The organism is Shimia litoralis (assembly GCF_005518135.1).
GTDB lineage: Bacteria > Pseudomonadota > Alphaproteobacteria > Rhodobacterales > Rhodobacteraceae > Shimia_E > Shimia_E litoralis.
Genome location: NZ_SULI01000003.1, coordinates 194,459 through 220,886, shown reverse-complemented (window position 1 = coordinate 220,886; position 26,428 = coordinate 194,459). Strand labels below are relative to the sequence as shown.

At 54.9% G+C, this 26,428-nt stretch carries 26 protein-coding genes; 18 read left to right on the top strand and 8 right to left on the bottom strand.

Features of this window, described 5'->3' with window-relative positions:
* Positions 1–9 precede the first annotated feature (9 nt).
* Positions 10–1,410, bottom strand: a complete 1,401-nt coding sequence (locus FAP39_RS04540) for a helix-turn-helix domain-containing protein (RefSeq protein ID WP_138015197.1) — start codon at positions 1,408–1,410, stop codon at positions 10–12.
* A gap of 160 nt (positions 1,411–1,570) precedes the next feature.
* On the bottom strand, positions 1,571–2,788 hold the full coding sequence (locus FAP39_RS04535; RefSeq protein WP_138015196.1) for a multidrug effflux MFS transporter: 1,218 nt from the start codon (positions 2,786–2,788) through the stop codon (positions 1,571–1,573).
* 172 nt (positions 2,789–2,960) lie between these two features.
* Here FAP39_RS04535 and FAP39_RS04530 point away from each other — a divergent pair, with 172 nt between their 5' ends.
* The 7 genes from FAP39_RS04530 (at position 2,961) to FAP39_RS04505 (ending at position 8,937) form a co-directional block, all read left to right on the top strand.
* Positions 2,961–4,493: an acyl-CoA carboxylase subunit beta gene (locus tag FAP39_RS04530; protein ID WP_138015195.1), complete on the top strand. Its 1,533-nt coding sequence runs from the start codon at positions 2,961–2,963 to the stop codon at positions 4,491–4,493.
* Positions 4,494–4,657: 164 nt separating this feature from the next.
* Positions 4,658–5,014 (top strand): hypothetical protein, encoded by a 357-nt coding sequence (locus FAP39_RS04525; RefSeq protein WP_138015194.1) that lies wholly within the window; start codon positions 4,658–4,660, stop codon positions 5,012–5,014.
* A complete protein-coding gene (locus FAP39_RS04520; RefSeq protein WP_138015193.1) occupies positions 5,007–5,417 on the top strand; it encodes a DUF6497 family protein in 411 nt (136 codons plus the stop codon). The genes FAP39_RS04525 and FAP39_RS04520 overlap by 8 nt, the downstream gene beginning before the upstream one ends.
* 214 nt (positions 5,418–5,631) lie before the next feature.
* Positions 5,632–5,778, top strand: a complete 147-nt coding sequence (locus FAP39_RS17475) for a hypothetical protein (protein ID WP_171006775.1) — start codon at positions 5,632–5,634, stop codon at positions 5,776–5,778.
* 72 nt (positions 5,779–5,850) lie between these two features.
* The gene (locus tag FAP39_RS04515; protein WP_138015192.1) at positions 5,851–6,207 is read left to right on the top strand and encodes a hypothetical protein; all 357 of its coding nucleotides are present in this window, start codon (positions 5,851–5,853) and stop codon (positions 6,205–6,207) included.
* Entirely contained in the window at positions 6,204–6,890 is a 687-nt protein-coding gene (locus FAP39_RS17960; protein WP_171006774.1) for a hypothetical protein, read from the top strand. Before FAP39_RS04515 ends, FAP39_RS17960 begins: the two co-directional genes overlap by 4 nt.
* Before the next feature lies 1 nt (position 6,891).
* Positions 6,892–8,937: an acetyl-CoA carboxylase biotin carboxylase subunit gene (locus FAP39_RS04505; RefSeq protein ID WP_138015190.1), complete on the top strand. Its 2,046-nt coding sequence runs from the start codon at positions 6,892–6,894 to the stop codon at positions 8,935–8,937.
* An 84-nt stretch (positions 8,938–9,021) separates the two neighbouring features.
* Here the strand turns inward: FAP39_RS04505 and FAP39_RS04500 are convergent, their stop codons facing one another.
* On the bottom strand, positions 9,022–9,474 hold the full coding sequence (locus FAP39_RS04500) for a DUF4174 domain-containing protein (protein WP_138015189.1): 453 nt from the start codon (positions 9,472–9,474) through the stop codon (positions 9,022–9,024).
* A gap of 111 nt (positions 9,475–9,585) precedes the next feature.
* On the opposite strand from FAP39_RS04500, the gene FAP39_RS04495 reads away from it, so the two are divergent.
* The 7 genes from FAP39_RS04495 (at position 9,586) to FAP39_RS04465 (ending at position 16,095) form a co-directional block, all read left to right on the top strand.
* Complete coding sequence (locus tag FAP39_RS04495) at positions 9,586–10,521, top strand: hypothetical protein (protein WP_138015188.1); 936 nt, start codon at positions 9,586–9,588, stop codon at positions 10,519–10,521.
* 10 nt (positions 10,522–10,531) lie between these two features.
* Entirely contained in the window at positions 10,532–12,658 is a 2,127-nt protein-coding gene (scpA, locus tag FAP39_RS04490) for a methylmalonyl-CoA mutase (protein ID WP_138015187.1), read from the top strand.
* Between the two features lie 213 nt (positions 12,659–12,871).
* Positions 12,872–13,477 carry a VOC family protein gene (locus FAP39_RS04485; RefSeq protein WP_138015186.1) on the top strand — a complete coding sequence of 202 codons (606 nt, stop codon included), beginning with the start codon at positions 12,872–12,874 and terminating at the stop codon, positions 13,475–13,477.
* Positions 13,474–13,953: a GNAT family N-acetyltransferase gene (locus FAP39_RS04480; RefSeq protein ID WP_138015185.1), complete on the top strand. Its 480-nt coding sequence runs from the start codon at positions 13,474–13,476 to the stop codon at positions 13,951–13,953. Before FAP39_RS04485 ends, FAP39_RS04480 begins: the two co-directional genes overlap by 4 nt.
* 42 nt (positions 13,954–13,995) lie before the next feature.
* On the top strand, positions 13,996–14,676 hold the full coding sequence (locus FAP39_RS04475; protein ID WP_138015184.1) for a molecular chaperone DjiA: 681 nt from the start codon (positions 13,996–13,998) through the stop codon (positions 14,674–14,676).
* Positions 14,676–15,701, top strand: a complete 1,026-nt coding sequence (locus FAP39_RS04470; protein ID WP_138015183.1) for an endonuclease/exonuclease/phosphatase family protein — start codon at positions 14,676–14,678, stop codon at positions 15,699–15,701. The genes FAP39_RS04475 and FAP39_RS04470 overlap by 1 nt, the downstream gene beginning before the upstream one ends.
* A 37-nt stretch (positions 15,702–15,738) precedes the next feature.
* Positions 15,739–16,095, top strand: a complete 357-nt coding sequence (locus FAP39_RS04465; RefSeq protein WP_138015285.1) for a hypothetical protein — start codon at positions 15,739–15,741, stop codon at positions 16,093–16,095.
* Positions 16,096–16,140: 45 nt separating this feature from the next.
* Here FAP39_RS04465 and FAP39_RS04460 read toward each other — a convergent pair whose 3' ends face one another.
* The 4 genes from FAP39_RS04460 to FAP39_RS04445 all read right to left on the bottom strand — a co-directional run bounded on the left by FAP39_RS04460 (position 16,141) and on the right by FAP39_RS04445 (position 21,742).
* A complete protein-coding gene (locus tag FAP39_RS04460) occupies positions 16,141–17,682 on the bottom strand; it encodes a Ppx/GppA family phosphatase (RefSeq protein WP_138015182.1) in 1,542 nt (513 codons plus the stop codon).
* 52 nt (positions 17,683–17,734) lie between these two features.
* On the bottom strand, positions 17,735–19,909 hold the full coding sequence (locus FAP39_RS04455) for an RNA degradosome polyphosphate kinase (protein WP_138015181.1): 2,175 nt from the start codon (positions 19,907–19,909) through the stop codon (positions 17,735–17,737).
* A gap of 92 nt (positions 19,910–20,001) precedes the next feature.
* Positions 20,002–20,673 (bottom strand): P-loop NTPase family protein, encoded by a 672-nt coding sequence (locus FAP39_RS04450; protein ID WP_138015180.1) that lies wholly within the window; start codon positions 20,671–20,673, stop codon positions 20,002–20,004.
* Between the two features lies 1 nt (position 20,674).
* Positions 20,675–21,742 (bottom strand): AI-2E family transporter, encoded by a 1,068-nt coding sequence (locus tag FAP39_RS04445; protein WP_138015179.1) that lies wholly within the window; start codon positions 21,740–21,742, stop codon positions 20,675–20,677.
* A 217-nt stretch (positions 21,743–21,959) separates the two neighbouring features.
* Here FAP39_RS04445 and proS point away from each other — a divergent pair, with 217 nt between their 5' ends.
* The 3 genes from proS to FAP39_RS04430 all read left to right on the top strand — a co-directional run bounded on the left by proS (position 21,960) and on the right by FAP39_RS04430 (position 25,443).
* Positions 21,960–23,297, top strand: a complete 1,338-nt coding sequence (gene proS / locus FAP39_RS04440) for a proline--tRNA ligase (RefSeq protein WP_138015178.1) — start codon at positions 21,960–21,962, stop codon at positions 23,295–23,297.
* 183 nt (positions 23,298–23,480) lie between these two features.
* Positions 23,481–24,767 carry a lipoprotein-releasing ABC transporter permease subunit gene (locus FAP39_RS04435; protein WP_138015177.1) on the top strand — a complete coding sequence of 429 codons (1,287 nt, stop codon included), beginning with the start codon at positions 23,481–23,483 and terminating at the stop codon, positions 24,765–24,767.
* A complete protein-coding gene (locus tag FAP39_RS04430) occupies positions 24,760–25,443 on the top strand; it encodes an ABC transporter ATP-binding protein (protein WP_138015176.1) in 684 nt (227 codons plus the stop codon). The genes FAP39_RS04435 and FAP39_RS04430 overlap by 8 nt, the downstream gene beginning before the upstream one ends.
* 31 nt (positions 25,444–25,474) lie before the next feature.
* Here FAP39_RS04430 and FAP39_RS04425 read toward each other — a convergent pair whose 3' ends face one another.
* A complete protein-coding gene (locus FAP39_RS04425; RefSeq protein ID WP_138015175.1) occupies positions 25,475–25,891 on the bottom strand; it encodes a PaaI family thioesterase in 417 nt (138 codons plus the stop codon).
* A gap of 160 nt (positions 25,892–26,051) precedes the next feature.
* Here FAP39_RS04425 and FAP39_RS04420 point away from each other — a divergent pair, with 160 nt between their 5' ends.
* Positions 26,052–26,414 (top strand): c-type cytochrome, encoded by a 363-nt coding sequence (locus FAP39_RS04420; protein WP_138015174.1) that lies wholly within the window; start codon positions 26,052–26,054, stop codon positions 26,412–26,414.
* Positions 26,415–26,428 lie beyond the last annotated feature (14 nt).

Below are 26,428 nucleotides of genomic sequence, written 5' to 3'. Positions count from 1 at the left end.
GTCGGCGGATTAGTCCACATCATATGGCAAAACGCCCCGCCTGTTTTCGTCAATAGACACTTTGCGTTCCAGCGGAGGAACCGAGCGTTGATGGCAGTGGGTTCGCTCGCAAATCCGGCATGATATGCCAATGGGTTCAAAGGCCTCTGGTGTCGAGATGTCCATATGATCCGCATATACAAGAGCATCGGCATGGGCGATTTCGCAGCCCAAAGCGATGGCATAGCGCCGGACTGGCGCGCCGTAATGCCCACCGGTTTTTGAAACGTCCCGCGCAAGGCTGATATAACGCACACCATCCGGCGTTTCAGCCAACTGTCTTAGGAACCGCCCCGGCGTTTCAAACGCACGGTGTACGTTCCAGAGCGGGCAGGCGCCGCCAAAACGGGCAAATTGCAAGCGCGTGGCGCTGTGGCGTTTGGTGATTGTGCCAGCTTGATCCACGCGGGAAAAAAAGAACGGGATGCCTTTGGCCGCAGGGCGTTGCAATGTCGAAAGACGATGGGCAACTTGTTCGATCGAGGCCCCGAACCTGTTTGCGAGGACTTCGAGGTCATGGCGCGTTTCGCGTGCGGCCTGAAGGAATTCAGTATAGGGCATGAGCGCTGCACCAGCGAAATAGTTGGCCAAGCCAATTTTGGCGATGGCACGGGCGGCATCGGTTTGGAAACGCGCCAAATCAAGCGTGGCCTCGAGCAATTTGTCAGAGCGCAACAACGCAATTTGTAACAACAGTTGAAAGGTCTGGGTTTGTGGTGCAGCGCGATTTGAAATGCGGAGCGTTTTGGACGCAGGCTCGTAGTGGCGCAACGCTTCGATGTCCGCGAGCTCCACTTGGATGCCTGCATCCTTAAGCGATCTGACGGCAGCTTGACGGATGCCACCTGCTGCGTGGCTGCGCGAAGCAAAGCTTTCGGCAGAGTGATCAACCGCATCAATATAGTTGTCACAATAGTGAAAGAAATCACGCACCTCATCCCAAGGGCTGGCCAAGGTTTGCACATCTTGTCGGCCAAGAGCTTCGTCCAGTGACGCCAGCCGTTCATGGGTTTGGCGGTAAGCGCGGTGTAATTCCAAGAATGCGCGTGCCAAGGCCGGGGCGTTTGATGCGGTCAGCCGCAGGTCTGCCAGCGGGGCAGTGGTATCGGCCAGAACGGGATCGGCCATTGCTTCGCGCATATCGCTGATCAGACGTTCAGCATCCCCGCTGCCCAGCTCGGTGACATCAAACCCGAACTCTTGCGCCAAGGCCAAGACAACCGTGGTGGAAACCGGACGGTTGTTGTTTTCCATCTGGTTGAGATAGGGCAGGGAGACGCCAAGCTTTTGCGCAAACTCTTTTTGGGTGAGGGCCAGACGCGTGCGCACTTCGCGCAACTTTGCACCAGCATAGAGTTTTTGAGGGGCCATAGATGTCTCCTGAGCGTGCGGGCACTGTAACGGCGTTTGCTAACTGCAAAGCTAACTTTGCAAAGTTACTCCGAATTCTCGAGATTTGAAACCGGCTTTCAGTGCGGGGTATGGTCACGACCTTAAGAGGTAAGGCGAGCGGCGATGTTCAGGCGTCGAATTACAAACCAGTCAGGCGTTTCTCGCGCTTTATGACCGCCAATATGGTTACAACAGCCATCACCGATACGATCAACATAATCCACAGCAAGGGATAGGCTCCGCGTTCAGGTGTCAGCAATGCACCTGCCAGAGCTGACAAGGCTGCGCCGCCGCCGATCATGATGGCGCCGGCAAGGCCAGATGCTGTGCCAGCAAGGTGTGGACGCACCGAGAGCGCACCGGCTGTGGCATTGGGGATTGTCATGCCGTTCCCTAGGCCTACAAAGACGACCAGCCCAAAAAAGCTCTCTTCGGTCCCTGCGCCCGCAAGGAAGATCGCCAAAGATAGCGCCATTCCGAACACATTCACGTAACAGCCCCAAAGGATCATTCGATTCACGCCGATTCTGGCCGAGTATCGGCCCGACGCAAAATTCCCCAGAAAGTACCCGACGGCAGGTGCGCTAAAGTAGATGCCAATTTTGGCCGCATCCATGTCGAAAACTTCGGTCGCGACGAAGGGGGCGCCACCGAGATAGGCAAAGAATGCGCCTGACGACAATGCGCTTGCCAAGGAGTATCCCCAAAACCGCGGGCTTTTCAAAAGCTCTGGATACTCGCGAAACTGGCGTGACAGAGACAAGCCGCTTTTGCGTCCGGTTTCCCCCAAATCGGCCCAAGTCATCGCAAAAATGACCGCCCCCAAGACAAAGAGAATCCAGAAGTTGGCTTTCCAGCCAAAGGACTCGTCCAAAAACCCGCCGATGGCAGGGCCGATCATCGGGACGATGGCCATGCCCATGGTGACATATCCGATCATCGACGCCGCCTGATCCTCTGGGACGATGTCACGTACGACGGCGCGACTGAGGACCATTGCGACAACAACAACGGCTTGTGCCATACGAAATGCTAGGAAAATCTCGGTATTGGGCGCGTATATGCATCCCAGAGTGGCCAATAGGAACAGCCCAAGGCCCCATAGGATGACAGGGCGGCGTCCGAACTTGTCCGACACTGGCCCAACGACAATTTGCATGATGGCATTCACGCCCAAATAGATCGCAACCGAAAGCTGCATGATCTGATATTCGGTGTCGAAATATGCGGTCATTCCAGGCAGTGAAGGCAGGAAAATGTTCATGCACAGCGCAGATAGGCCCGCGAGCAGGATCAGGGTGCTGATGTGAGGAGCGCTTGTGCGGCTAAGGAACCGCGGAGTCGTGTGTTGAGCCATGGCTCAATTGGTATGGCGTCAACGTTTGAAAGTCCAATGTTACCTCAGGGAAAAATTTGCAGATTTGCAATATTCAAAACTTTGGTTATCCAAATTTTGCAAATTTGCCGAAAATTCCTTCCGAAAAACCCTTCTTGGTCGTAGGGTATGTCCAAATTTAAGGGGACTTACCATGAAAGATATCCTCCAGGAACTGGAAGAACGCCGCAGCGCAGCCCGTATGGGGGGTGGTGAGCGTCGGATCAAGGCTCAGCATGCCAAAGGCAAGTTGACCGCACGCGAACGCATCGAGCTTTTGCTCGACGAGGACAGCTTTGAAGAATTCGACATGTTCGTGTCACACCGCTGTACCGACTTTGGTATGGAGCAGGATAAACCTGCAGGGGACGGCGTTGTAACCGGTTGGGGCACCATCAACGGCCGGATGGTCTATGTGTTCTCGCAAGATTTCACAGTGTTTGGTGGGTCGCTTTCTGAAACCCACGCTCAGAAGATCTGTAAGATCCAAGATATGGCGATCCAGAATGGCGCGCCTGTCATTGGTCTGAACGACTCGGGTGGTGCGCGTATTCAGGAAGGCGTGGCGTCCTTGGCGGGCTATGCCGAGGTGTTCCAGCGCAATATCATGGCGTCTGGCGTTGTGCCGCAGATCAGCGTGATTATGGGGCCATGTGCGGGCGGCGCGGTGTACTCGCCAGCGATGACTGACTTTATCTTTATGGTCAAAGACAGCTCTTACATGTTCGTCACTGGTCCTGATGTGGTGAAAACCGTGACAAACGAAGTTGTCACTGCCGAAGAGTTGGGTGGGGCATCTACGCATACACGCAAGTCATCGGTCGCGGATGGCGCATTTGAAAATGATGTTGAGGCCATGGCCGAAGTACGCCGCTTGGTGGATTTTCTGCCGCTCAACAACCGTGAAAAAGCTCCCGTGCGCCCGTTCTTTGATGAGCCGGGTCGTGTTGAAGCATCGCTTGATACCTTGATTCCTGCGAATGCCAACGCGCCATACGATATGAAAGAGCTGATTCATAAGCTTGCCGACGAAGGCGATTTTTATGAAATTCAGGAAGACTACGCAAAAAACATCATCACCGGGTTTGTGCGCCTTGAAGGTCAGACCGTGGGTGTGGTTGCAAACCAGCCAATGGTTTTGGCGGGATGTCTGGATATCGACAGTTCGCGCAAGGCAGCACGTTTTGTGCGCTTCTGCGATGCGTTCGAAATTCCAATTCTGACGCTTGTTGATGTCCCTGGCTTCTTGCCTGGCACGTCGCAAGAATATGGCGGCGTTATCAAGCACGGTGCCAAGCTGTTGTTTGCTTATGGTGAAGCGACGGTGCCAAAAGTCACCGTGATTACACGCAAAGCGTATGGTGGGGCATATGACGTTATGGCGTCCAAGCACCTGCGTGGCGACTTCAACTATGCTTGGCCCACAGCCGAGATTGCGGTGATGGGCGCGAAAGGCGCGACCGAGATTATTCATCGTGCCGATCTGGATGATGCCGAGAAAATTGCGCAGCATGCTGCAGATTATGAAGACCGTTTTGCCACCCCGTTTGTGGCGGCCGAGCGTGGCTTTATTGATGAGGTTATCCAGCCGCGCAGCACACGCAAACGCGTCAGCCGCGCATTTGCGAGCCTGCGCACCAAAAAACTGACAAACCCGTGGAAAAAGCACGACAATATCCCGCTTTAATCTACGGAAATCTCTCGTGAAATCCCTGCCGGCGCTGTCTCTTTTAGGCACCGGCGGGCACTCAAGTGGACACACATCATGGCAAAGCTCTGTATACCTCGGATCTTTTCCTGCGCCCTTGTCTTGACTGACAAAATTTGGGGCGGGTGTGTGTGTGTGCGTGGATGAGCCGCAAAAACTGGCATATTCTACGAGACGAAACGTCTGTTACGGTGACGCGCCGCGTTCCAGCCGCCTTTGATGTCAGCGCGAAAACGCTGATGCCAGCGGTGGGTCGCAGACGGCTCGCTCAGCAAATTCGGCAGGATCTTTGGCGCGAACTGCGTGGGTTGCGCGGTTTCGCACCTGTAGTCAAAGTCGAGAGCAAAGATGGTCAAGTCTGCGTGACAGCGGGTGGCACGGTTCGGGGGGCGTTTCCGCGGGCCAAAACAAAAGGTCAAATTGAAGATTTACTAGCTAATCCCCAGTTGCGCGCGCGCTGGAGCGCATGCGCAGCGCATCGTGAGGTGCGTCATGACTAAATGGGGAACACTGTTTGCCGCGATTGGAGGGGCCTTTATCGGCGCCGCGGCCACGGCCAAAGGTTTGGAGGAACCTTTGGTCGTGCCCTCCGGCTATGATGTATATTTGCATGAGATGTTGTTTGAGAACCGGCAGGATCACAGCCGTGTTGCGCGGTTCCGGTATGTCATGCCCATCATCGGACAAGAGGGCATCACCTTTGAGAATGTCGAAGGTGATTTTGTGCACCTTTGTGAAGTTCAGGCCCTTCCGGTTTTGGTCTCGCAAGATCAACAGGTTGGGCAAATAATTGTGTCTCTCTCTGACCGTGACACCGAATTTGGTGTGATTTCCTCTGTTGCTACCCAGTTTTTCGAGGCATTCAGCGTCCAAGACGGGTCCTGCATCTGGGAGGGTTTTTGATGCCACCACTATATCTTGCGCTAGCGACGGCCAGCGCACCACGAAATGCGACTTTGGGGTCACAGCACATTAGCTTGGACTGCTATCCATTTATTTTTAGGTCTGAATCCGCTATTCTTGGCAGCGGTCACCACGGTGTGGCGACCAACCAAGAATTGAGGCACGCAGGGCAAACTAGCCCTGTCGCAACAGAACAAAAGAAATGGAGAAAGACATGTCGAACAGCATCAAATCGCTGCTGGCCCTCGGTCTGGTTGCGCTCGTCGCAGCCTGTGCAGACACAGCACCAGTTGAAGAATACGTTGTCGTTGATCCCGAGCCGATCTCGCAAGAGCCGGTCTATACCGGTAAATACAAGTAATTCCGCCATTCAGGCAGGGTGGGCCTCGCGGCCCGCCCACTTCCGCCCCTTGACCAATCTGGAGGGTGCGGCATGATTAAGCATCGTGGTTTCCCAGGGCGTTTGCCCGGTACAGATTATCAATTCACAGTCCGACGCCCCAACCCCAAAGGTGTGACAGCCATCACCCGTCGGGAACGGTTCAATGACCGCCGCCCTGCAGACCGGCGTGCGGATGCCGGATTCATGCAGGCGCTGTGGGACTATTTTGGGGACGAGCCGTTTGAGCGCGGCAATCTAGATGCGGGTCGTCTGAGCTGGCTGTTTGGCCGCGAGGTTATCCCAGCCGAAGATCCCTTTGATCCTGCAAGCTATGACGCGATGCTGGTCATCGACGTGAATGCGGTGCGTGTGTCATTTCCGGATGTTATGGACGGAGATTGGGCATGAAATCGCCGATTCATCATGAAAATGCGCAAGAAGCGGCCAATGGGCGCTCTGTAGCATGCATGATGGTTGCCGAGGCGCCGAGTGCCCCCAATAGTAATTCTCAGGATCGCGAGTTGACCAGAACTCGTCCTAGTAACAGTGTATTCCGTTACCCTTCCCCTAGCGGGTGGTCCGGTGGCGTCTCTACCGGATCACCTGTTTTTTCCCGTTTTGATGCGCCACGACTGTTTGAACGGCGGGTTTCTGCCGCGATGGGCGTGAGTCGCCTGTCTTGCTGGCACCTGCTGAAAATTCTGCCACAGTCGCCGAAACTTGGACGTCAGGCATCAAAGGCGACATCACTATGCGATATTTCAAACTCACGGCGTTTGCCCTCTGTGCCACTGCAACGTTATCTGCCTGTGGTGACAACTTTGGCGAACAAGCCCTCTTTGGTGGTGCCGCAGGCGCCGTCACTGCCGAAGTCTTTGGCGGCAATGCCGGCACTGGCGCACTCGTTGGCAGCGCGGCCAATGTGCTTTTCTGTAAAGAAAACCCAGGAAAATGTAGCTAACTCAAATTCCTTGGCCGGTTCCCGGCTGATGTCTGAAATCAAAACCATCGGGGCCCGCGTGGCTGCGATGGTTTTTTTGTTGTCACTGTCTGCGGGACTGCCCGTGGGCCAAGAACCGGAAGGGACATAACATGTTCGACAAAATTCTGATTGCGAACCGGGGCGAGATCGCCTGCCGTGTGATCAAGACTGCACGTAAGATGGGTGTGAAAACCGTCGCCATCTATTCAGATGCAGATAAAGAAGCGCTGCACGTGCAAATGGCGGACGAGGCCGTTCATATTGGTCCGCCCCCGGCAAACCAATCCTATATCGTGATCGACAAGGTTATGGATGCCATCCGCCAAACAGGCGCACAGGCTGTGCATCCCGGGTATGGCTTTTTGTCAGAAAACAGCAAATTTGCCGAGGCGCTGGCCGCCGAAGGCGTTGCATTCGTCGGGCCTCCTGTCGGGGCAATTGAAAAGATGGGTGACAAGATCACCTCCAAGAAAATCGCGCAGGATGCAAACGTGTCGACTGTGCCCGGATATATGGGCCTGATCGAAGACGCAGAAGAAGCCGTCAAAATTTCGAACCAAATTGGCTATCCGGTGATGATCAAAGCGTCTGCCGGTGGCGGCGGGAAGGGCATGCGGATCGCGTGGAATGATGACGAGGCCCGCGAAGGCTTCCAGTCGTCCAAAAACGAAGCTGCCAACAGCTTTGGTGATGACCGTATTTTCATCGAAAAGTTCATCACGCAACCGCGCCACATCGAAATTCAGGTGCTGTGTGACAGCCATGGGAACGGCGTCTATCTGGGTGAGCGCGAATGTTCGATCCAACGCCGCCAGCAAAAGGTTGTGGAAGAAGCCCCGTCGCCCTTCTTGGACGAAGCAACCCGCAAAGCCATGGGTGAACAGGCCGTCGCTTTGGCCCATGCGGTGGATTATGCCAGCGCAGGGACTGTCGAGTTCATCGTGGACGGTGACAAGAACTTCTACTTCTTGGAAATGAACACCCGTTTGCAGGTGGAACATCCGGTGACAGAGTTGATCACGGGCGTCGACCTTGTCGAACAGATGATCCGTGTTGCAAATGGCGAAGCGCTGAGCATCTCGCAAGACGACGTGAAATTGAACGGTTGGGCGATTGAAAACCGCCTGTACGCAGAAGATCCATATCGTGGGTTCTTGCCATCCATTGGCCGTTTGACACGCTATCGCCCACCAGAAGAACTGGCTGCGGGTCCATTGTTGGTGAACGACAAATGGCAAGGCGATGCGCCCGAAGGTGTCGTCGCTGTGCGCAATGATACCGGTGTCTATGAAGGCGGCGAGATCAGCATGTATTATGACCCCATGATTGCTAAGCTTTGCACATGGGCGCCGACACGTGATGCGGCGATCGAAGCCATGCGCAATGCGTTGGACGGCTTCGAAGTCGAAGGCATTGGCCATAACTTGCCATTCCTAAGTGCGGTTATGGACCACCCTGTCTTTATGGCAGGTGAAATGACCACGGCCTTTATCGAAGAGCAATATCCAGAAGGCTTTGAAGGTGTGGATCTTCCAGAGGCTTCGTTGCGTCAGATCGCGGCCTCTGCTGCGGCCATGCACCGGGTTGCTGAAATTCGCCGGACACGCGTGTCGGGTCGGATGGACAACCACGAACGCCGTGTCGGAACAGACTGGGTTGTGACATTGCAAGGTCAAAGCTTTGCCACCAGCATTCAAGCGGATCACGAAGGATCGACCGTGCGCTTTGAGGATGGCACAGAAGTCCGCGTTTCAAGCGACTGGACCCCGGGTGACCAATTGGCCACTTTGGATATCGACGGCGCGCCACTGGTTTTGAAAGTAGGCAAAATCTCAGGTGGTTTCCGCATTCGCAGCCGTGGTGCTGACATGAAGGTCCATGTGCGCACGCCACGTCAGGCCGAACTGGCGTCTCTGATGCCCGAAAAGCTGCCGCCAGATACATCGAAAATGTTGCTCTGCCCAATGCCGGGCTTGGTGGTTGCCATCAATGTTCAGGTCGGTGACGAAGTGCAAGAAGGTCAAGCGCTGTGCACAATCGAAGCCATGAAGATGGAAAACATCCTGCGTGCGGAGAAAAAGTCGGTCGTCGCCAAAATCAACGCTGAAGCAGGCGATAGCCTTGCTGTTGATGAAGTGATCATCGAGTTCGAATGATCCAATGATCTCAGGACGTCCCCACATCACCGATTGGCGCAGCGCGGAAAACCCGCTGTGCCCGTCGGGGTGGGGGCGGCTTACTTATCGGATGGGGGCTTCGCGCCGGTCTTTGATCTCTTGTTGCCGCAATGGGAGCTTGTCGATCGAGCGGGTGATTTCGCGTACATCCCACGGCGCAGGTTTGCGCAAATACACCACGCCATCTTTGCCAATCAGAACCATCATGAAACCGCGCGGGCGCAGGGTGTTTCGCAAGGCCGAGCGCGCCTCGGGGTCCGTATCAGACAACACAACAACATCCCGCGTTGCCAAAGCGCTGGGTTGGGCGTGCAACAAGGACATTTGTTGGACGAAGCGTGGATCACTCGGGCTATATGCGAATACGACGATGGGGCGTTTGACCCATTTATATTGTTCCAGTGTCACGCCTGTCTCCTGTACAAAAACCGGATCGGTTTCTGGTGCGGCGACATCTGCGGCCTGTGCAGCCCCTGCGAAAAAAGACAATAGAACGAATGCGATGCGAAGTTTCATGGTCTCTCCTGTTGGGGTCAATATAAGCGCGTGTGCTGTGATTGCGATCCCGTTCTTGTCTGAAACATCAAAAAACAGAGCTGTTAACGGCATTCTGACGGGTATCTGCGCATGATGGCCGCCCAAGTATATCCTCACGGGGTGCCAACCGCGCCTCTTGATAAGGTGCGCGCGCAGATGGACGTCATTTTTCATATTGGGGCCCGGTTCCCGCTTGCCCAAAAATTTGGGTCTTTTGTACAGTCTCAAAAAGAGACGCTGCACCAGACTGGGGTACGCGTTTGGGGCGATGCAGAAATCCGGTCTGGTGTGCTTGACGGGGTGACCCTTCCGAGCGGACGGCGTGGTGTCAGGGATCGCAGGCGTCGCGGCGTCGGGCGTTCTCAGATATATCTTAAGCGCTATGCGCAGGAGGGTGTGTACGGGCTTTTTGTGTCGGCACCTGACGCATTGGGGCCGGTTGCACAGTGCATTGACATGGCACAAGTGTATCCCGGCGCGGGCGAGCGCATGGCCCGTTTGGCGTACGCGTTTCAGGGCGGTGCCCAAACAGTTTTGATCACAATTTGTGCACTCGAGGATTTTTGGAATCTTCATATATCCAATGTCCCGATCCGTGACATGGTCGGGGGGCGTGCCGATCCTCTGGATCGGTTTGTGACACACCCCCGAAGCTGGCAGGCGATCATCGAAGATGTGGCCTGCGCGATGCCAAATGCCCAGATATATGTGACCACGGATGACCATTTGTCCAACCACCCCGGCGCCGTTCTGGGGGTTGTTTTGGGGGATCGCCAGGCGGGGGGGCGCACGCGTGCAAACCATGCCCCCTTTGGGCTTGCGGATTTTCCTGTCGATAACGTCACATCATTCCACGACGATCGCCACGTGCAACGATTTGCCCCATCGCAGCGCGCGGCCTTGCAAGAGAAATACGCCAAAGACCTGAACTGGCTTCGCGCTGGTGCAGATGGTTTGGCTTTGTTCATTGAAGAAACCGGACCGGATTGGATGGGGTTGCCCCATGAATCTGGCGACAAACTATGAGGGAATTGACATGACCAACAAAGACGAGTGGTCCAAGCTAGCGCAAAAAGAACTGCGTGGGCGGGATTTGGAGGATTTGACCTGGAACACCCTTGAGGGGATCGAGGTTCAACCGCTGTACACAGAAGAAGACACCAAGGATCTGCCCCACATGGGGTCGCTGCCGGGGTTCGGTCCGTTTACACGCGGCGTCAAAGCCACCATGTATGCTGGCCGCCCTTGGACAATCCGCCAGTACGCCGGGTTTTCCACCGCCGAAGAATCCAACGCCTTTTACCGTCGCAATCTGGCGGCAGGTCAGCAAGGTGTGTCCGTGGCGTTCGATTTGGCCACCCACCGCGGCTATGACAGTGATCACCCCCGTGTGGAAGGCGACGTTGGCAAGGCCGGCGTGGCGATCGACTCGGTCGAGGATATGAAAATTTTGTTTGATGGCATCCCGCTGGACAAAGTTTCCGTGTCGATGACAATGAACGGTGCGGTGATCCCGATTTTGGCCAGCTTTATTGTGGCTGGGCAAGAACAGGGGCACGACAAGGCGCTGCTGGCAGGCACCATTCAGAACGATATTCTCAAAGAGTTCATGGTGCGCAATACCTACATTTATCCGCCAGAACCTTCGATGCGCATTATCAGCGACATCATCGAATATACGTCGAACGAAATGCCCAAGTTTAACTCGATCTCGATCTCGGGTTATCACATGCAAGAGGCCGGTGCGAACCTTGTTCAGGAGCTCGCATATACGCTGGCGGATGGGCGTGAATATGTGCGTGCTGCGATTGATGCAGGCATGGACGTCGACAAATTTGCGGGACGTTTGTCGTTCTTCTTTGCCATTGGTATGAACTTCTTCATGGAAGCGGCCAAGCTTCGTGCGGCACGTCTCTTGTGGCACCGGATCATGACAGAGTTTGGGGCAAAATCCGAGCGTTCCAAAATGTTGCGGACCCACTGTCAGACATCTGGTGTATCGCTTCAGGAACAAGACCCGTACAACAACGTCATCCGCACCGCCTACGAGGCGATGTCGGCGGCGCTTGGCGGTACGCAATCCCTGCACACCAATGCCTTGGACGAAGCGATTGCCCTGCCTACCGATTTCTCGGCACGGATTGCGCGTAACACACAGATTATCTTGCAAGAAGAGACGGGCGTGACCAACGTGGTCGACCCATTGGCGGGTTCCTACTATGTGGAAAGCCTGACAGCCGAGCTTGCTGACAAAGCTTGGGCCTTGATCGAAGAAGTCGAAGAAATGGGCGGTATGACCAAAGCGGTGGCCAGCGGCATGCCCAAGTTGCGGATTGAAGAATCTGCTGCAACCCGTCAGGCGATGATTGACAAAGGCGACGAAGTTGTCGTTGGCGTGAACAAATATCGTTTGGATAAACAGGACCCGATCGACATCTTGGATGTGGACAATGTTGCGGTTCGTGAAAGCCAGATTGAACGTCTGAACAGCATCCGCGCAAGCCGTGACGAAGCTGCCTGTCAGGCGGCCTTGGCCGAGTTGACGCGTATGGCCAAAGAAGGTGGTAACCTTCTGGCTGGCGCCGTCGAAGCCGCCCGAGCGCGCGCAACCGTTGGAGAAATCAGCATGGCTATGGAAAAAGAGTTTGGCCGTCATCGCGCCGAAGTCAAAACATTGGCTGGTGTGTATGGCGCGGCTTATGAAGGCGACGAAGGGTTTGCGGCCATTCAAAAATCCGTGGACGATTTCGCCACCGAAGAAGGCCGCCGTCCACGCATGTTGGTGGTGAAAATGGGCCAAGACGGCCACGACCGCGGTGCCAAGGTGATTGCAACGGCGTTTGCTGACATCGGGTTTGACGTCGATGTTGGCCCATTGTTCCAGACACCTGCCGAAGCAGCACAAGATGCCGTGGATAATGACGTGCACGTCGTCGGCATTTCGTCGCAGGCTGCGGGGCACAAAACCCTAGCGCCTCAGTTGATTGCCGCCCTCAAGGACAATGATGCCGAAGATATCATCGTGATCTGTGGCGGTGTCATTCCACAGCAAGATTATGAATTCCTGCAAAAGGCTGGGGTTAAGGCGATCTTTGGACCGGGCACCAACATTCCCGAAGCTGCACAGGACATTCTCCGGCTTATCCGTGAAGCACGCAGCTAGGATCACTCGGGGTCATGCCCTGATGTGAGCTATTTGATTATCATGAATGCGGCCCTGAAAGGGGCCGCATTTTTCGTAAAAGCGCTGCGTGTGCACTCCAATCACAATGCCAGCGACACACCTGTTCATTGACCTGGAAACAAGGCAAGCTGTGGGGAACGACATTGAAAGCTGGCGTCGTAGAACCGCGATGACACGTACAGGAGAGCAACTATGATATTAGATCATTTAGCTGTAGCTGGCGAAAGCCTTGCAGACGCTGTTGCACACGTCGAAGATGCTTTGGGTGTGCGGATGGGGGCAGGGGGGCAGCATGCCCGTTATGGCACCCATAATCGTCTCATCGGGCTGGACGACGGGCTGTATCTCGAGGCCATTGCGATCGATCCTGACGCCACGCCGCCCACATACTCGCGTTGGTTCGACCTTGATCGATTTACAGGCGCTGCGCGTTTGGCGAACTGGATTTGCCGAACATCAAATTTGCAAGCTGCGCTTGATGGAATTGCGCAAGATGCAGGCGTGCCAGTCAAAATGGAACGCGGGGATTTACGATGGTTGATGGCTGTGCCGGAAACCGGAATCCTCCCGATGCAGGGGGCGTTCCCTGCCGTGTTGCAATGGCAGGTGCCAATACCGCCCGGCGAAAGGTTGGCCAGCTCTGGCTGTCGCTTGGCGCACTTAGATGTGGCTCATCCCGAAGCGTCCAGCCTTGCCGCAAGTCTTGGCCTGCAAGATACGCGCGTGCGCTTTGTGGCTGGAGCATTTGCATTGCAGGCCACATTTGACACACCTCACGGGCGGCGTGTGCTGTCGTGATCATTCGCGCAGCAACCCCGGATGATGCTGATCATATCGCCATGATTTGGAACGCGGAAATTCGGCATGGCGTCAGCACGTTTACGTCGCAAGAAAAAGCTGTCAGCGATATTGCACAGTGGATTGCAAACGATCGCGACGGCTTTTGTGTCGTGCAGAACGCAGAGCATCAATTGGGGTTTGGACGATTGTCACAGTTTCGGTCTGGTGACGGATATGCACACAGCATGGAACACAGTATTTATGTAGCACCCCAAGCTCAGGGTATGGGGGTTGGGCGGAATATTATGGCATATTTGGAAGATGTGGCCACCAACCGCGGCGCACGTTCTTTGATTGCGGGCATCGGGGCTGAAAACACGGCCGCAATTGCCTTCCACACACATTTGGGGTTTCGCGCTGTCGGGCGGGTGCAAGACGCGGGGCGGAAATTTGATCGCTGGATGGACCTTGTGCTTATGCAGAAAATCCTTTGAATGGGCGCTGACTCTGTGACGTACACCCGCTAGGATATCTTTATGTCTGTCTGGACCCGCATTTCTGACGCTGTATCTGCTCTGGCACAAGGTGAAAGCCTTGCGGCTGTTTTCGAGAAACTGCGTACCCCGCCTGAACGTTCCGTGGCTTTTGCGATTGCGGTTGTGGCGCTCGGGGCCAAAATGGCCAAGGCCGATGGTCTGGTGACCCGCGATGAAGTGACGGCCTTTCGCGAGGTGTTTCAGATTGCCCGAGATGACGAGGCAGGTGCCGCCAAGGTGTTCAACCTTGCACGTCAAGACGTCGCCGGTTTCGAAGAATATGCCATGAAAATCAAGACGCTCTTTGGAGATGGTCATGGGTGTTACAGCGACCTGATGGAAGGGTTGTTTCACATCGCCCTTGCTGATGGCGATTATCACCCCAACGAAGATCTGTTTCTTGAACGGGTCGCAGAGATTTTCGGCATGCCCGCAGCCCAGTTCCAAGCGTTGCGCTCGCGGTTTGTACCGGATGGTGCGCCTGATCCCTATTCGGTGCTTGGAGTGCCGGCGGATATGCCTCTCAAAGATATCCGCAAGGTCTGGTTGCAGATGGTGCGTGATACGCACCCCGACAGCATGATGGCGCGCGGTGTTCCCGAAGAAGCTGTCAAATTGGCTGAAAAGCGGATGATGGATATCAATCGGGCTTGGGACGAAATCAACCGGACAGCAGCCTGATGCGGATCGCCACGTATAACGTGGAATGGTTTTCAAACCTGTTTGATAGCACTGATAATTTGCTGATGGATGACGGGTGGTCGGGGCGGCGGGACGTTACGCGCGCCCAACAGATCGAAGCGCTTGGGATCGTCTTTACGGCCTTGGATGCTGATGCGATCATGATCATCGAGGCCCCAGACCAAAACGGTAAGCATTCGACCGTTCAAGCGCTTGAAAACTTTGCGGCCGCTTTTGAGTTGCGCGCCTGCCGTGCGATCATCGGCTTTCGGAACGATACCCAGCAAGAGATTGCGTTGTTGTATGACCCAGAGGCGTTAAGCGCGGCGCACGATCCGCGGGGTGGGGAAACTGGCAAGAAGGGCACAGGCGACGCCCCACGTTTTGACGGGGTGTTTCGCATTGATCTGGATGTGGATGCGACCGAGGATTTGGTTAAATTTTCAAAGCCCCCTTTGGAACTGGCCGTCACCACGGCTTCGGGCCATGATTTACGATTGATCGGGGTGCATCTGAAATCCAAAGCTCCTCATGGTGCGCGGAACCGCGATGAAGTGATGCGGCTGTCAATTGCGAACCGGCGCAAGCAACTTGCCCAAGCCATTTGGTTGCGGCAACGGGTCGAAAATCATCTTGCCGCCAAAGAGTCCGTGATCGTGCTGGGTGATCTGAATGACGGGCCTGGATTGGATGAATATGAACATCTGTTTGGGCGATCGTCAGTTGAAATTGTAATGGGAGAACAGGGCGAGCATTGTCTGTTTGACCCGCATGCCCGACGGGCATTGTCGTCGAGACTGGGTGGGGCAAATACCACCTCGAGGTTTTATTTATCCAAACAAAAACGGTATCTTCAGGCACTTTTGGATTACGTCATGATTTCCGAGGATTTACGCGCGACGTCACCAAAGTGGCGTATCTGGCATCCCTTTGATGACGTGGACTGCTGGTCAATTCCTGAATTGCGCGATGCTCTGATTATGGCGTCTGATCATTTTCCGGTGACGTTGGATATTGATGTGTGACCTTACAATAAGGCCTTCGAGGACCTATATATTGGCTATGAAACCTTTGATGATTGCTGTGTGTCTTGGTCTGATGGCGATGCCCGTTTCGGCCGAGGAAAAAGAAGATGGTCTAAGCCTGATGGAACAAGGAGCGTTGCTCTTTTTCAAAGGGTTGGAGCAAGAGGTTGCGCCCGCACTTGATGGGTTCAAGGAACTTGCGGACTCCATGGGCCCATCACTCCAAGCGTTTGCCTTGGAAATGGGTCCCGCGCTGACGGACCTGATGAACGAAGTTGAAGATTGGTCATCGTATCACCCGCCGGAAATACTGCCGAACGGGGATATAATTTTGCGCAAAAAACAGACGGAAGATGCTCTTCCCGCGCCAGAAACCGATGAAATTGATCTATAGGTTTGATGCCTCCGGCCATGGATCAGTTGGCCACAAGGCCTGATCTTACCGGATAATCTTGATAAAGGTTTCCGCATCCAGCGACTCTGCCAATGACTGAAACCGTGCAGAGGCCACTTCGCCAAACAGAGCTTCTGACGAGGCCGGAAGATGTAAATGAAGCTCGCGTTTCTTTGGGCGCCATTTCAGGGTGCCCATGTCGCCAGACGCATCCATCCAGAGCATGGCCCCGAACCGAAGCGCCTTGCCAAGGACTTCGGCTTGTTTCTGGGCGCGCTCATCTATCAAGTCATAGAGGTTTTCAAAACGCGTGCCTTCGCGTTTGTTCCGGTATCGGTGCAAGAGTGCGAGGCCAAGGTACACGCGTTCTGAATGCCGTAGCCCACCAAGGTTGGCACGTGTGGCGTTGTCAAAGCACACCTCTGCGCGATAATCTGGGTGCGCCCGCCAGCTGACGTCATGCAAGAGACATGCCGCCTTAACCAGTCGTTTGCGTTCTGGCGTATATGCTGAAAACAAGGGCAACACAAAATCATACAGCGATTTGCCAAAGCCGGGCATGCGGGCATCTTTGGCTTCTGCAAACCGCGCTGCTTCGATCAGCGGGTCGCGTTCGCGCAACCGGTCGGGCATCTGTTCGTACAGCATGCCTTCACGGATGCCATAGGAACTGACGGCAATGTCATGGGGTTTGAAACGGCGGATAACGCCTTTGAGGACATCAATGGCATAGGGGACAAGGGACATTCGGCTTGATGACACACCACAGCGCTGTCGCAGTGTATCCAAATCGTTTTCGGCGATATACGCAGCGGTCGCATGAATGGATTTCGCGTTCATTCGATATTCATGCAGCACATGCAAAGGATACCCGCGGCGTTCCATGTCGATCCGCGCGATGGCGCGCCATGATCCCCCAACAAGAAACAGCCGATTTCGCTGACTGCCCATGCTGTCCTTGAGGACATCAAGCGTTTCGTTGATATACGCGCGGCGACCTTTTTTGCCGCCTTTGATATCGCGCAGTTTCAGCGGCCCAAGTGCCGATGTCACACGCCGCCCGACTTGCCCGTCGTTGATTTCAGCAAGCTCCATCGAAGACCCACCGATGTCGCACACAAGGCCGTAAGATCCGGGCCAGCCCAGCAAGACACCCTGTGCAGACAAACGGGCTTCTTCGGTGCCATCGATGATATGAATGTTTAGGCCCGTTTCACGCAGGACCTGATCGCAAAAATCGCGGCCATCGTCGGCTTCGCGAACGGCGGCCGTCGCAACAGCGGTCAGCCCCCCATGGCAAATTTGTTTGGCAAGAATTTGGAACCTGCGTATCGCGGACAAAGCCCGTTCGCGCCCTTCGGGATTCAAATGACCGGTTTCGGACAGGCCGGATCCCAGCGCGCACATGATTTTTTCATTATAGAAATATGCAGGGCTTCTTGCAGCACCGTCAAAGACCACAAGCCGTACCGAGTTGGACCCCACGTCGACGACCCCGATGCGCGACAGAGCACGGGCAGAGGGATCATCGAAAAGCGGGCGACCAAACGGCCCCCATTCCTGTACGGGTTCGGAAGTCGCTGTCATATTTTGTCCCAAGATCGTCTTTGGATTAATGTGCGATAGCGGTCGCGCGGGGTCAATCTTCGGTGTGGGTCAATTTCGGCACATCGGCTGCGCCGGCAGAGCCACGACCAGACAGGGAAGGGTTTTCCATAAAGAACCTGTGGCAATTGAACGCAAATTCACCCTCTGGTGTCGGCGTGCGTGTGAAGGACCCATCTGGCGCCATCACCCAACTTTGGGCGACATCGGCAAGATTCGCGGCCATGACCTGACTGACGATCTGGGCTTTGACGGTGGGGTTCAGAATTTCCACCAGAGTTTCGACACGTCTGTTTAGGTTCCGCCCCATCCAGTCAGCAGACGAGATGAAAACCCGTGCCTTTTTGTGGGGCAAACCAAATCCGTTGCCAAAGCAAACGATGCGCGAGTGTTCCAGAAAACGCCCGACAATAGATTTCACCCGAATGTTCTCGGACAGTCCGGCAATGCCAGGTCGCAGACCGCAAATCCCGCGGATCACAAGGCTGATTTTCACACCTGCCTGAGATGCGGCATAGAGGGCGTCAATGACTTCGGGGTCAATGAGCGAATTCATCTTGGCCCAGATTTCAGCGGGTTTTCCCGCGCGGGCGTGATCGGCTTCTGCAGCAATTCTCTCTAATAGGCGGCGCTTAAGGCTGATCGGGGAAATCGCAAGATTGTCCAAGCGTTCTGGCTCTACGTAACCAGACAAAAAGTTGAAGACTTTTGTCGCATCCCGCCCCAGATCGGTGTCACAGGTGAACAAGCTGAGGTCGGTGTAAATTTTGGCCGTGATCGGGTGATAGTTTCCTGTGCCATAGTGGGTATAGGTCACAAGTTTATCGCCTTCGCGGCGGACCACAGTCGAAATCTTGGCGTGCGTTTTGAGATCCAGAAATCCATAGACCACGTGGGCGCCTGCGCGTTCCAAGCGCCGCGATTGCCGGATATTGGCAGCTTCGTCAAAGCGTGCCTTAAGCTCGACCAGCGCCGTTACAGATTTTCCATCTTCGGCCGCCTCGCACAGCGCGCTGACGATGGGGGAATTCTTGGATGTGCGATACAGTGTCTGTTTGATCGCAACCACGTTTGGATCGCGCGCGGCTTGTTGCAGGAACCTGACAACCATATCAAAGGTTTCATAAGGGTGATGCAGCAGCATGTCTTTTTGGCTTATGGCCGCAAACATGTCGCCATCATGATCCTGAACGCGTTCGGGGACACGCGGTACAAAGGTCTGCCACAACAAATCGGGCCGTTCGTCGAGCACCAACTCTTTGAGGTCGGCCAACCCGATCATGCCTTCTGTTTCAACCACCTCGTCTTCGGTTACATGCAATTCTTGCTTGATGAGTTTGCGCAGACCTGCCGGTGCATCCGCCGAGATTTTCATGCGCACGACTTCGCCACGCCGCCGCCGTTTCAGCGCGACTTCGAATTCGCGCACAAGGTCTTCGGCCTCGTCTTCGACTTCAAGGTCACTGTCGCGCAACACCCGAAAGGTACAATGCCCTTTGGCTTTGTAACCGGGGAAAAGACTGTCGAGATGTAGCAGCAATAATTCCTCAAGCGGAAGTGCGCGGGTCATCCCATCCGGGGCTGGCAAGAAAATAAAGCGATCAATCTGGTGTGGAATCGGCAGCAGGGCCTGCAAGGAACTCTTGGTTTTGTTGCGCTCAAGCTGAAGTGCGAGCGAATAGCCCGTGTTGGGGATAAACGGGAAGGGGTGTGCGGGATCGATGGCCAGCGGAGACAGCACCGGAAAGACGTTGTTCAGAAATATGTCAGCCAGAAAATCTTTGTCGTCTTGGGTCAATGATTTGTGGTCAAGGATGGTGATGTTTTCATCTTCCATCTTGGCACGCAGTACGCTGTACATGCGTTGCTGTTCTTGGAGCAGCGCGCGCGCGTCGTCGTTGATCAAGACAAGCTGTTCGGCAGGGGTCAGGCCATCTTGTCCGGGCGTGTTGTGGTTTTCACGGACAAGTTCGCGCAATCCCGCAACACGGACCGTGTAAAATTCATCAAGGTTTGTTGCCGAAATAGACAGAAAGCGCAGACGTTCCAACAAAGGGACGCGCGGATTGCTGGCCTCTTCCAAAACGCGCCAGTTGAAGGCAAGCCAGCTTAACTCGCGGTTGTAAAAACGCCCCGGACCTTTGGTGTCCAGATCAGGTAGATCAACGGGAGTGGCGAAGTCGGATTTTAGAAAGTCTGCGTAAGTCATGGGTTACGTATGCCAGCACCTAGTAACGGGGAAATGACAGTATCTGCCTGTTCTGGCCGGAAGTCCATATTCGCGATCAGAAGGAGACGGGATCACAGCGTGTCTTGCAGAACTCTTTTGGCCAATGCACGTGTGACGGGCCGTTTTTCTGACATCGACAGGGAGTCAAGTCGCGCAACTAAGGATTGCGCCGTTTCAAAGGACCGATCCATGTGCTTGACCAAATAGGGAATGGTATCAAGCGACGGCATCAACTGGCGATCATTAAACAATTTGGCCATGACCACCGACAGCAACATGTCATCCGGTTGATCCAATGTGGCAACGGTGGTGCCTTGCATGCGGCTCATGAGATCGGGCAGTTCAAGTGCCCAGTGTTTGGGATCAGCAGCGCCCGTCAGCAAAAGGGTATTTCCTTCGGCCAGTGTCAGGTTGTGCAAGTGAAACAGCGCTTTTTGGGCCGCAAGGTCGCCTCTGATGGCGTGCACGTCTTCTACGGCGACGGGCCCCTGCGCCAAGAATGGAATGTCAGCATCAACCAGGTCTGTGGCTGGGATGATTTTGGCTTGGCTGACGGTGGCCCACACATGCACAAGATGGGTTTTTCCTGATCCGGCGGCTCCGGCCAGCACAAGCTTGCCACTTGGCCAGTTGGGCCAACTGTCGATAAGCCCGATTGCCATCGCATTTGCCGGGCTGACAAAGAAATCATCGCGGCCCAACGCCGTTCGGAACGGAAGGGTAAGGTTCAGTTGCTTGTGCATGTCAGATGTCGGTGGGCTGGTCGTGGCCGGTGTACATCTTCGACGACGTGTACTGCTGGATGACAAATCGGGTCAAGACGCCGATGACGGCCGCCAGCGGAACCGCGACAAGCATCCCGACAAAGCCGAACAAGCTGCCAAATACAGAGAGTGCAAAGATCAACCACACAGGGTGCAAGCCAACCGAGCTACCGACCAGTTTGGGCGTCAGGACATTGCCTTCGATGATTTGACCAAACACAAACACACCTGCCACAAGGCCAAGCGACCACCAGTCGCCCCAGAATTGGAACAACCCCAACCCGATCGCCAGCGCGCCGCCCAGCAATGCGCCGACATACGGAATAAACGTAACGAGGCCCGCAAAGAACCCGACGACAAGGCCAAATTGTAGCCCGACCAGCATGAGCGACACAGCGTAATATGTCCCAAGAATGGCACAGACAGACCCCATACCGCGAATGAACGATGCCAAGGTGTGGTCAATTTCGCTTGCGAGCTTGCGAACCACTTTGGCATGGTCGCGCGGCAACAGACCATCGACTTTGGCAACCATACGATCCCAGTCCAAAAGCAAGTAAAATGCAACGACCGGAACAATGACCAGCAGCATCGCAACATTTAGCAAAGAGACGGCAGATGACAGCACACCAGACAGGACCTGACCGCCGCGTTCTTTGATCATCTCGCCGATGCTGAGCAACGTTTGCTGTATGACAGAATTCTCCCGAAGTAAGTCGGGGAAGCGCTGGGTCAAAAAGGCCCTGAGCTCTCGCATGACTTCGGGGGCAGCATTGAACAATGCAATTGTTTGTTCCACCAAAGTCGGAATGACGGCAAGCACCATCACGACAAATATCACGACGTTGAACAGCGTGATAACCACAGTTGCCATAACCCGTGACATGCCAAGGCGCTCGAGCCGATCCGCAACAGGGTCCAGAAAATAGGCGACAGCACCGCCCAAGACAAAGGGCAAGATAATGTCGCCTAAGAACCACAGCGTCAAAATAAGCGCGATGGCGACAAAACCCCAATATTTCAATTGTACTTTGACAGGCAGAGCCATGAGGACCTCGATACATCAATTTCCTTAGACATCGCTCATGCTGTGCGGCGTTGCAAGGGCACGTAGGTCATTCAAGCGGCACAGTAAGGCCCGTTGCGGTGGGGCGGGTATCTGCTTGGGTGGTCTTTGTTGTGGGAAATGTGGCCTTGCCCTTGTCTGGCAAGGCGCAAACCCATAAACGGGGCGCAACTCTTATTTAAAAGCTCAAGGAGCGAATATGCGCCTGTCCCGCTATTTTCTGCCAGTCCTAAAAGAAAACCCTTCCGAGGCCCAAATTGTCAGCCATCGTTTGATGCTGCGTGCGGGGATGATTAAGCAATCAGCCGCTGGAATTTATTCGTGGTTGCCGATGGGCTTTAAGGTGCTGCGCAAGCTCGAAAATATCGTTCACGAGGAACAAGCCCGCGCAGGTCACATCGCGATGCAGATGCCGATTTTGCAGTCGGCGGATTTGTGGCGCGAATCTGGTCGGTATGATGATTATGGCGAAGAAATGCTGCGCATGCAGGACCGTCATGGCCGTGATATGTTGTTTACGCCCACTGCAGAAGAGTTGATCACCGATATTTTCCGCAGCCATGTTGGCAGCTATAAAGATCTGCCTTTGACGATGTACCAGATTCAATGGAAGTTCCGCGATGAAATCCGGCCACGGTTTGGTGTGATGCGCGGCCGTGAATTCTATATGAAAGACGGTTACAACTTTGATCTGACCAAAGAAGATGCATTGCATGCCTATAACCGCCATCTGGTCAGCTATTTGCGCACCTATGAGCGTATGGGCCTTCAGGCGATCCCAATGCGTGCCGACTCTGGTCCGATTGGCGGCGATGACACGCATGAATTTCTTGTGCTGGCCGACACTGGCGAGTCCGAAGTGTTTTATGACAGCGCAGTCACCGACCTGACGTTTGGCGACCGCGAGATCGATTACGATGATGTCGCGCAATGTCAGGCTGTGCTTGAAGAATTCACCAGCAAATATGCCCGCACGGACGAAACCCATGATCAGGCCTTGTTTGATGCGGTTCCAGAAGATCGCCGACGTACCGCGCGCGGGATCGAAGTTGGTCAAATTTTCTATTTTGGCACCAAATACTCCGAAGCCATGGGGGCAACTGTTCAGGGGCCGGATGGCAAACCTGTGCCAGTGCATATGGGCAGCCACGGTATCGGTGTGTCGCGCCTGTTGGGGGCCATCATTGAAGCCAGCCATGACGACAAGGGTATCATCTGGCCCGAAGGCGTGACGCCGTTCCATTGCGGTATCGTGAACCTCAAGCAGGGTGACGACGAGGCTGATGCTGCGTGTAGCGCATTGTACAAGTCGCTCACTGCGTTGGGTCTTGAGCCATTGTATGACGATCGCAAAGAACGCGCTGGTGGAAAATTTGCCACCATGGATTTGATTGGTTTGCCTTGGCGCATCACGGTTGGGCCACGCGGCCTGAAAAATGGCGTTGTCGAGGTGACCTGTCGCCGTACTGGCGAAAGCGAAGAGCTGCCGCCAGAGCAGGCCATCGAGAAGATCGCAAAAATCTACGCCAATATCTAAACGTCGCTAAAGGGCCTTTGAAGTATCAAAGGCCCTTGGTGGGTGCTCTGGGTTTGGGTCGTTGAAAAACGGCGGATTACGGCGCACTTAAGCAGCATTCGGCCCAAGCGTGCGCTGGGCTGTGCCTTGACGCTGCGCACGTCTCGCCGCACTCTGCGCGAAAGAAAACGAGCAGGACCCGAAATGGCCACGAACCCACCCCCGTTTGCCGCCTTTGAATGGATGATCGCGTGGCGATACTTGCGCGCCCGCCGCGCCGAGGGCGGTGTCAGTGTCATGACCTGGATCAGCTTGGTCGGCATTACGCTGGCGGTTTTCGCTTTGATTGCGACACTGGCGGTGCGCTCTGGGTTTCGTGCAGAGTTTGTCGATACCATTCTGGGGGCGAATGCGCATGTGACGGTCTATAAATCTGGGGCCGTGAATGCGCAGGGCCAGATTGATCGCACAATTTCGGACTATCAAGAGCTTGCGCTGCGTCTGGCGGATGTGGACGGTGTGATCCGCACGGCCCCATTGGTCAAAGGGCAGGTTATGGCCAATCTGCGCAGTCGGAACGCTGGCGTCGAAGTCTTTGGCATTCATCAAGAGAATCTTAAGGAATTGCCGCGTATCGCGAACCCGGAGACAGGGCGTGGCAATATCGACGATTTTGGCAACGGGATTGCAATCGGATCCGGCGTCGCCCGGGAACTGGGCGCCGTTGTGGGCGACAAGATCAAGATCATTTCCCCGAATGGCGTCAAAACAGCGTTTGGCACATCACCGCGCATCAATGCCTATGAGGTGGTCTATGTGTTTTCGGCGGGGCGGTACGATATCGACCGCACACGCGTCTATTTACCGTTCGCCGAAGCACAATCGTTTTTTAACAGAGACGGCGTCGCCGACGAAATTGAAGTCATGGTGACCGAACCAGATGCCGTGGACGACATGGCGCTGGACCTGCTGCGCGCAGGCGGAGAGCGCACCTTGTTGTGGACATGGCGAGATGCGTCGGGTGGATTTTTGCGCGCGCTTGAGGTCGAAGACAACGTGATGTTTATCATCCTGTCGATCCTTGTGCTGATCGCTGCGATGAACATTGTGTCTGGTTTGATTATGCTGGTGAAGAACAAGGGGCGCGACATCGGAATTCTGCGCACAATGGGTCTGACCGAGGGGTCTGTCCTGCGTGTGTTTTTCATCTGCGGTGCGTTCACGGGGGTGCTTGGCACGGTTTTGGGTGTGGCGCTTGGCTGCCTGTTTGCGATCTATATCGATCCGGTGTTTTCCTTTGTGAACATGGTGATGGGGGGCGGAGTCTGGGACCCGTCCATTCGTGGTATTTATCATTTGCCAGCCAAACTTGAACTGGCCGATGTCATGAGTGCTGTGATGCTGTCGTTGGGGTTATCGTTTGTTGTGACCATTTTTCCGGCGCGGCGTGCGGCACGGATGAACCCAGTGGAGGCCCTGCGCTATGAGTGATGTTGTGTTGCGCCTGAAGCAGGTGAGCAAGACCTATAAAAAAGGGTTAGCGGGCGAGGTTGATGTCTTGCGCGGCGTGGATTTGACGTTATCGCAAGGAGAAACGGTCGCGCTGGTGGCCCCGTCAGGAGCAGGCAAGTCAACGTTGCTGCATGTGGCGGGATTGTTGGATGCGCCCGACGCGGGACAGGTCGAGATTGACGGACAGATCCTGACGGGAAAATCCGACCGCAAGCGCACAGTGGCGCGGCGTCGCGATGTTGGGTTCGTGTATCAGTTTCACCATTTGCTGCCAGAGTTCAGCGCGCTGGAGAATATTGTGTTACCGCAGCTGGCGAACGGTGTATCCCAAAATCAGGCCACCTCGCGCGCCCAAGATTTGTTGGCGCGGGTCGGCGTGGATCATCGGGCAGATCATCGTCCGGCTGCGTTATCTGGTGGTGAACAGCAACGGGTGGCATTCTGTCGGGCGCTGGCCAACGCGCCCAAGCTCTTGCTTGCAGATGAACCAACCGGAAACCTTGATCCGGCCACTTCAGACCAAGTGTTCACCGCGTTGATGGACCTTGTGAAGGGCACCGGCCTGTCGGCTGTGATTGCGACCCATAACATGGAGCTTGCCGCGAAAATGGACCGTGTGTTGCGCCTGCAGGATGGGGTCTTGGTGGCGGTATAGCGACAAGGTCTTTTGATCTGGTGCTAGGTGGTTATTTCGGAGGGATGTAAAACGTTGCTGTTGCCGTGGCGACGATTTTCTCGGACGGCATTGCCACCATGGTTGCGCGTGCAAACATCAGGGCTTTGCCAGCCCGTACAATTTCTGCGTCACAACGGACGGCTTCGCCGGTGGCTGGGCGCAAGAATTGGGTATCCAAATTTGTGGTTGCGACGGGATGTGCAGCTTGCAGATGACCAAAAGCGGCAAACACCATTGCCGTGTCGGCCATCGATGCCAAGGCTTGTCCGCAGACAATGCCACCAACACGTGCCAAATCTGGTGTGATTGGCATCATCAATGTTGCACCTGAATTAGAGATATCGGTGATGGTCAGGCCAAGGGCTTGAATCCATGGGGCAAAATTCTCGGAGAAGATGTCCTGAGCCTGTTGTGGAGAGAGTGACATGATGGCGTAACCTTCTGAGAATGAAAAGTTGATTACCCTAGAATGGACGCTGTTCAAGGGGTTGTCATCAACAGTATGATACGGATCAATGAAAAGAGGTCGCCCGTGTGCAAGAATTCACACAAGGGCAAGTACCCGTCGTAAAACAAAGGGATGTGCTATGCGCAGTCTATGGGGAGTTGCAGGATTTTTGGCTTTGGGCACGCTCGTGGCGTGTTCTCAGAGTTTTGGCGCGGGGCGGTCGGTGTATAACGAGCATTGTGTCATGTGTCATGGCGCGAGCGGGCAGGGGGATGGTGAATTTGCCAACCAGCTTCTTAAGCTTCCGCCAGATTTGACCCGGTTGACGCGTGAAAACGGCGGAACTTTTCCGCGTCTGCGCGTTGAACAGGTGATCACTGGATCGGGACGCGGCGAGCATTTCAGCGGTGCCATGCCAGAGTTTGCGGATTTCGGAGCAAATGAAGCAACACCGCAGACCCTGCAAGCGATTGTAGAGTACGTCGAGAGCATCCAAATTTAGCGACACAAGAGCGA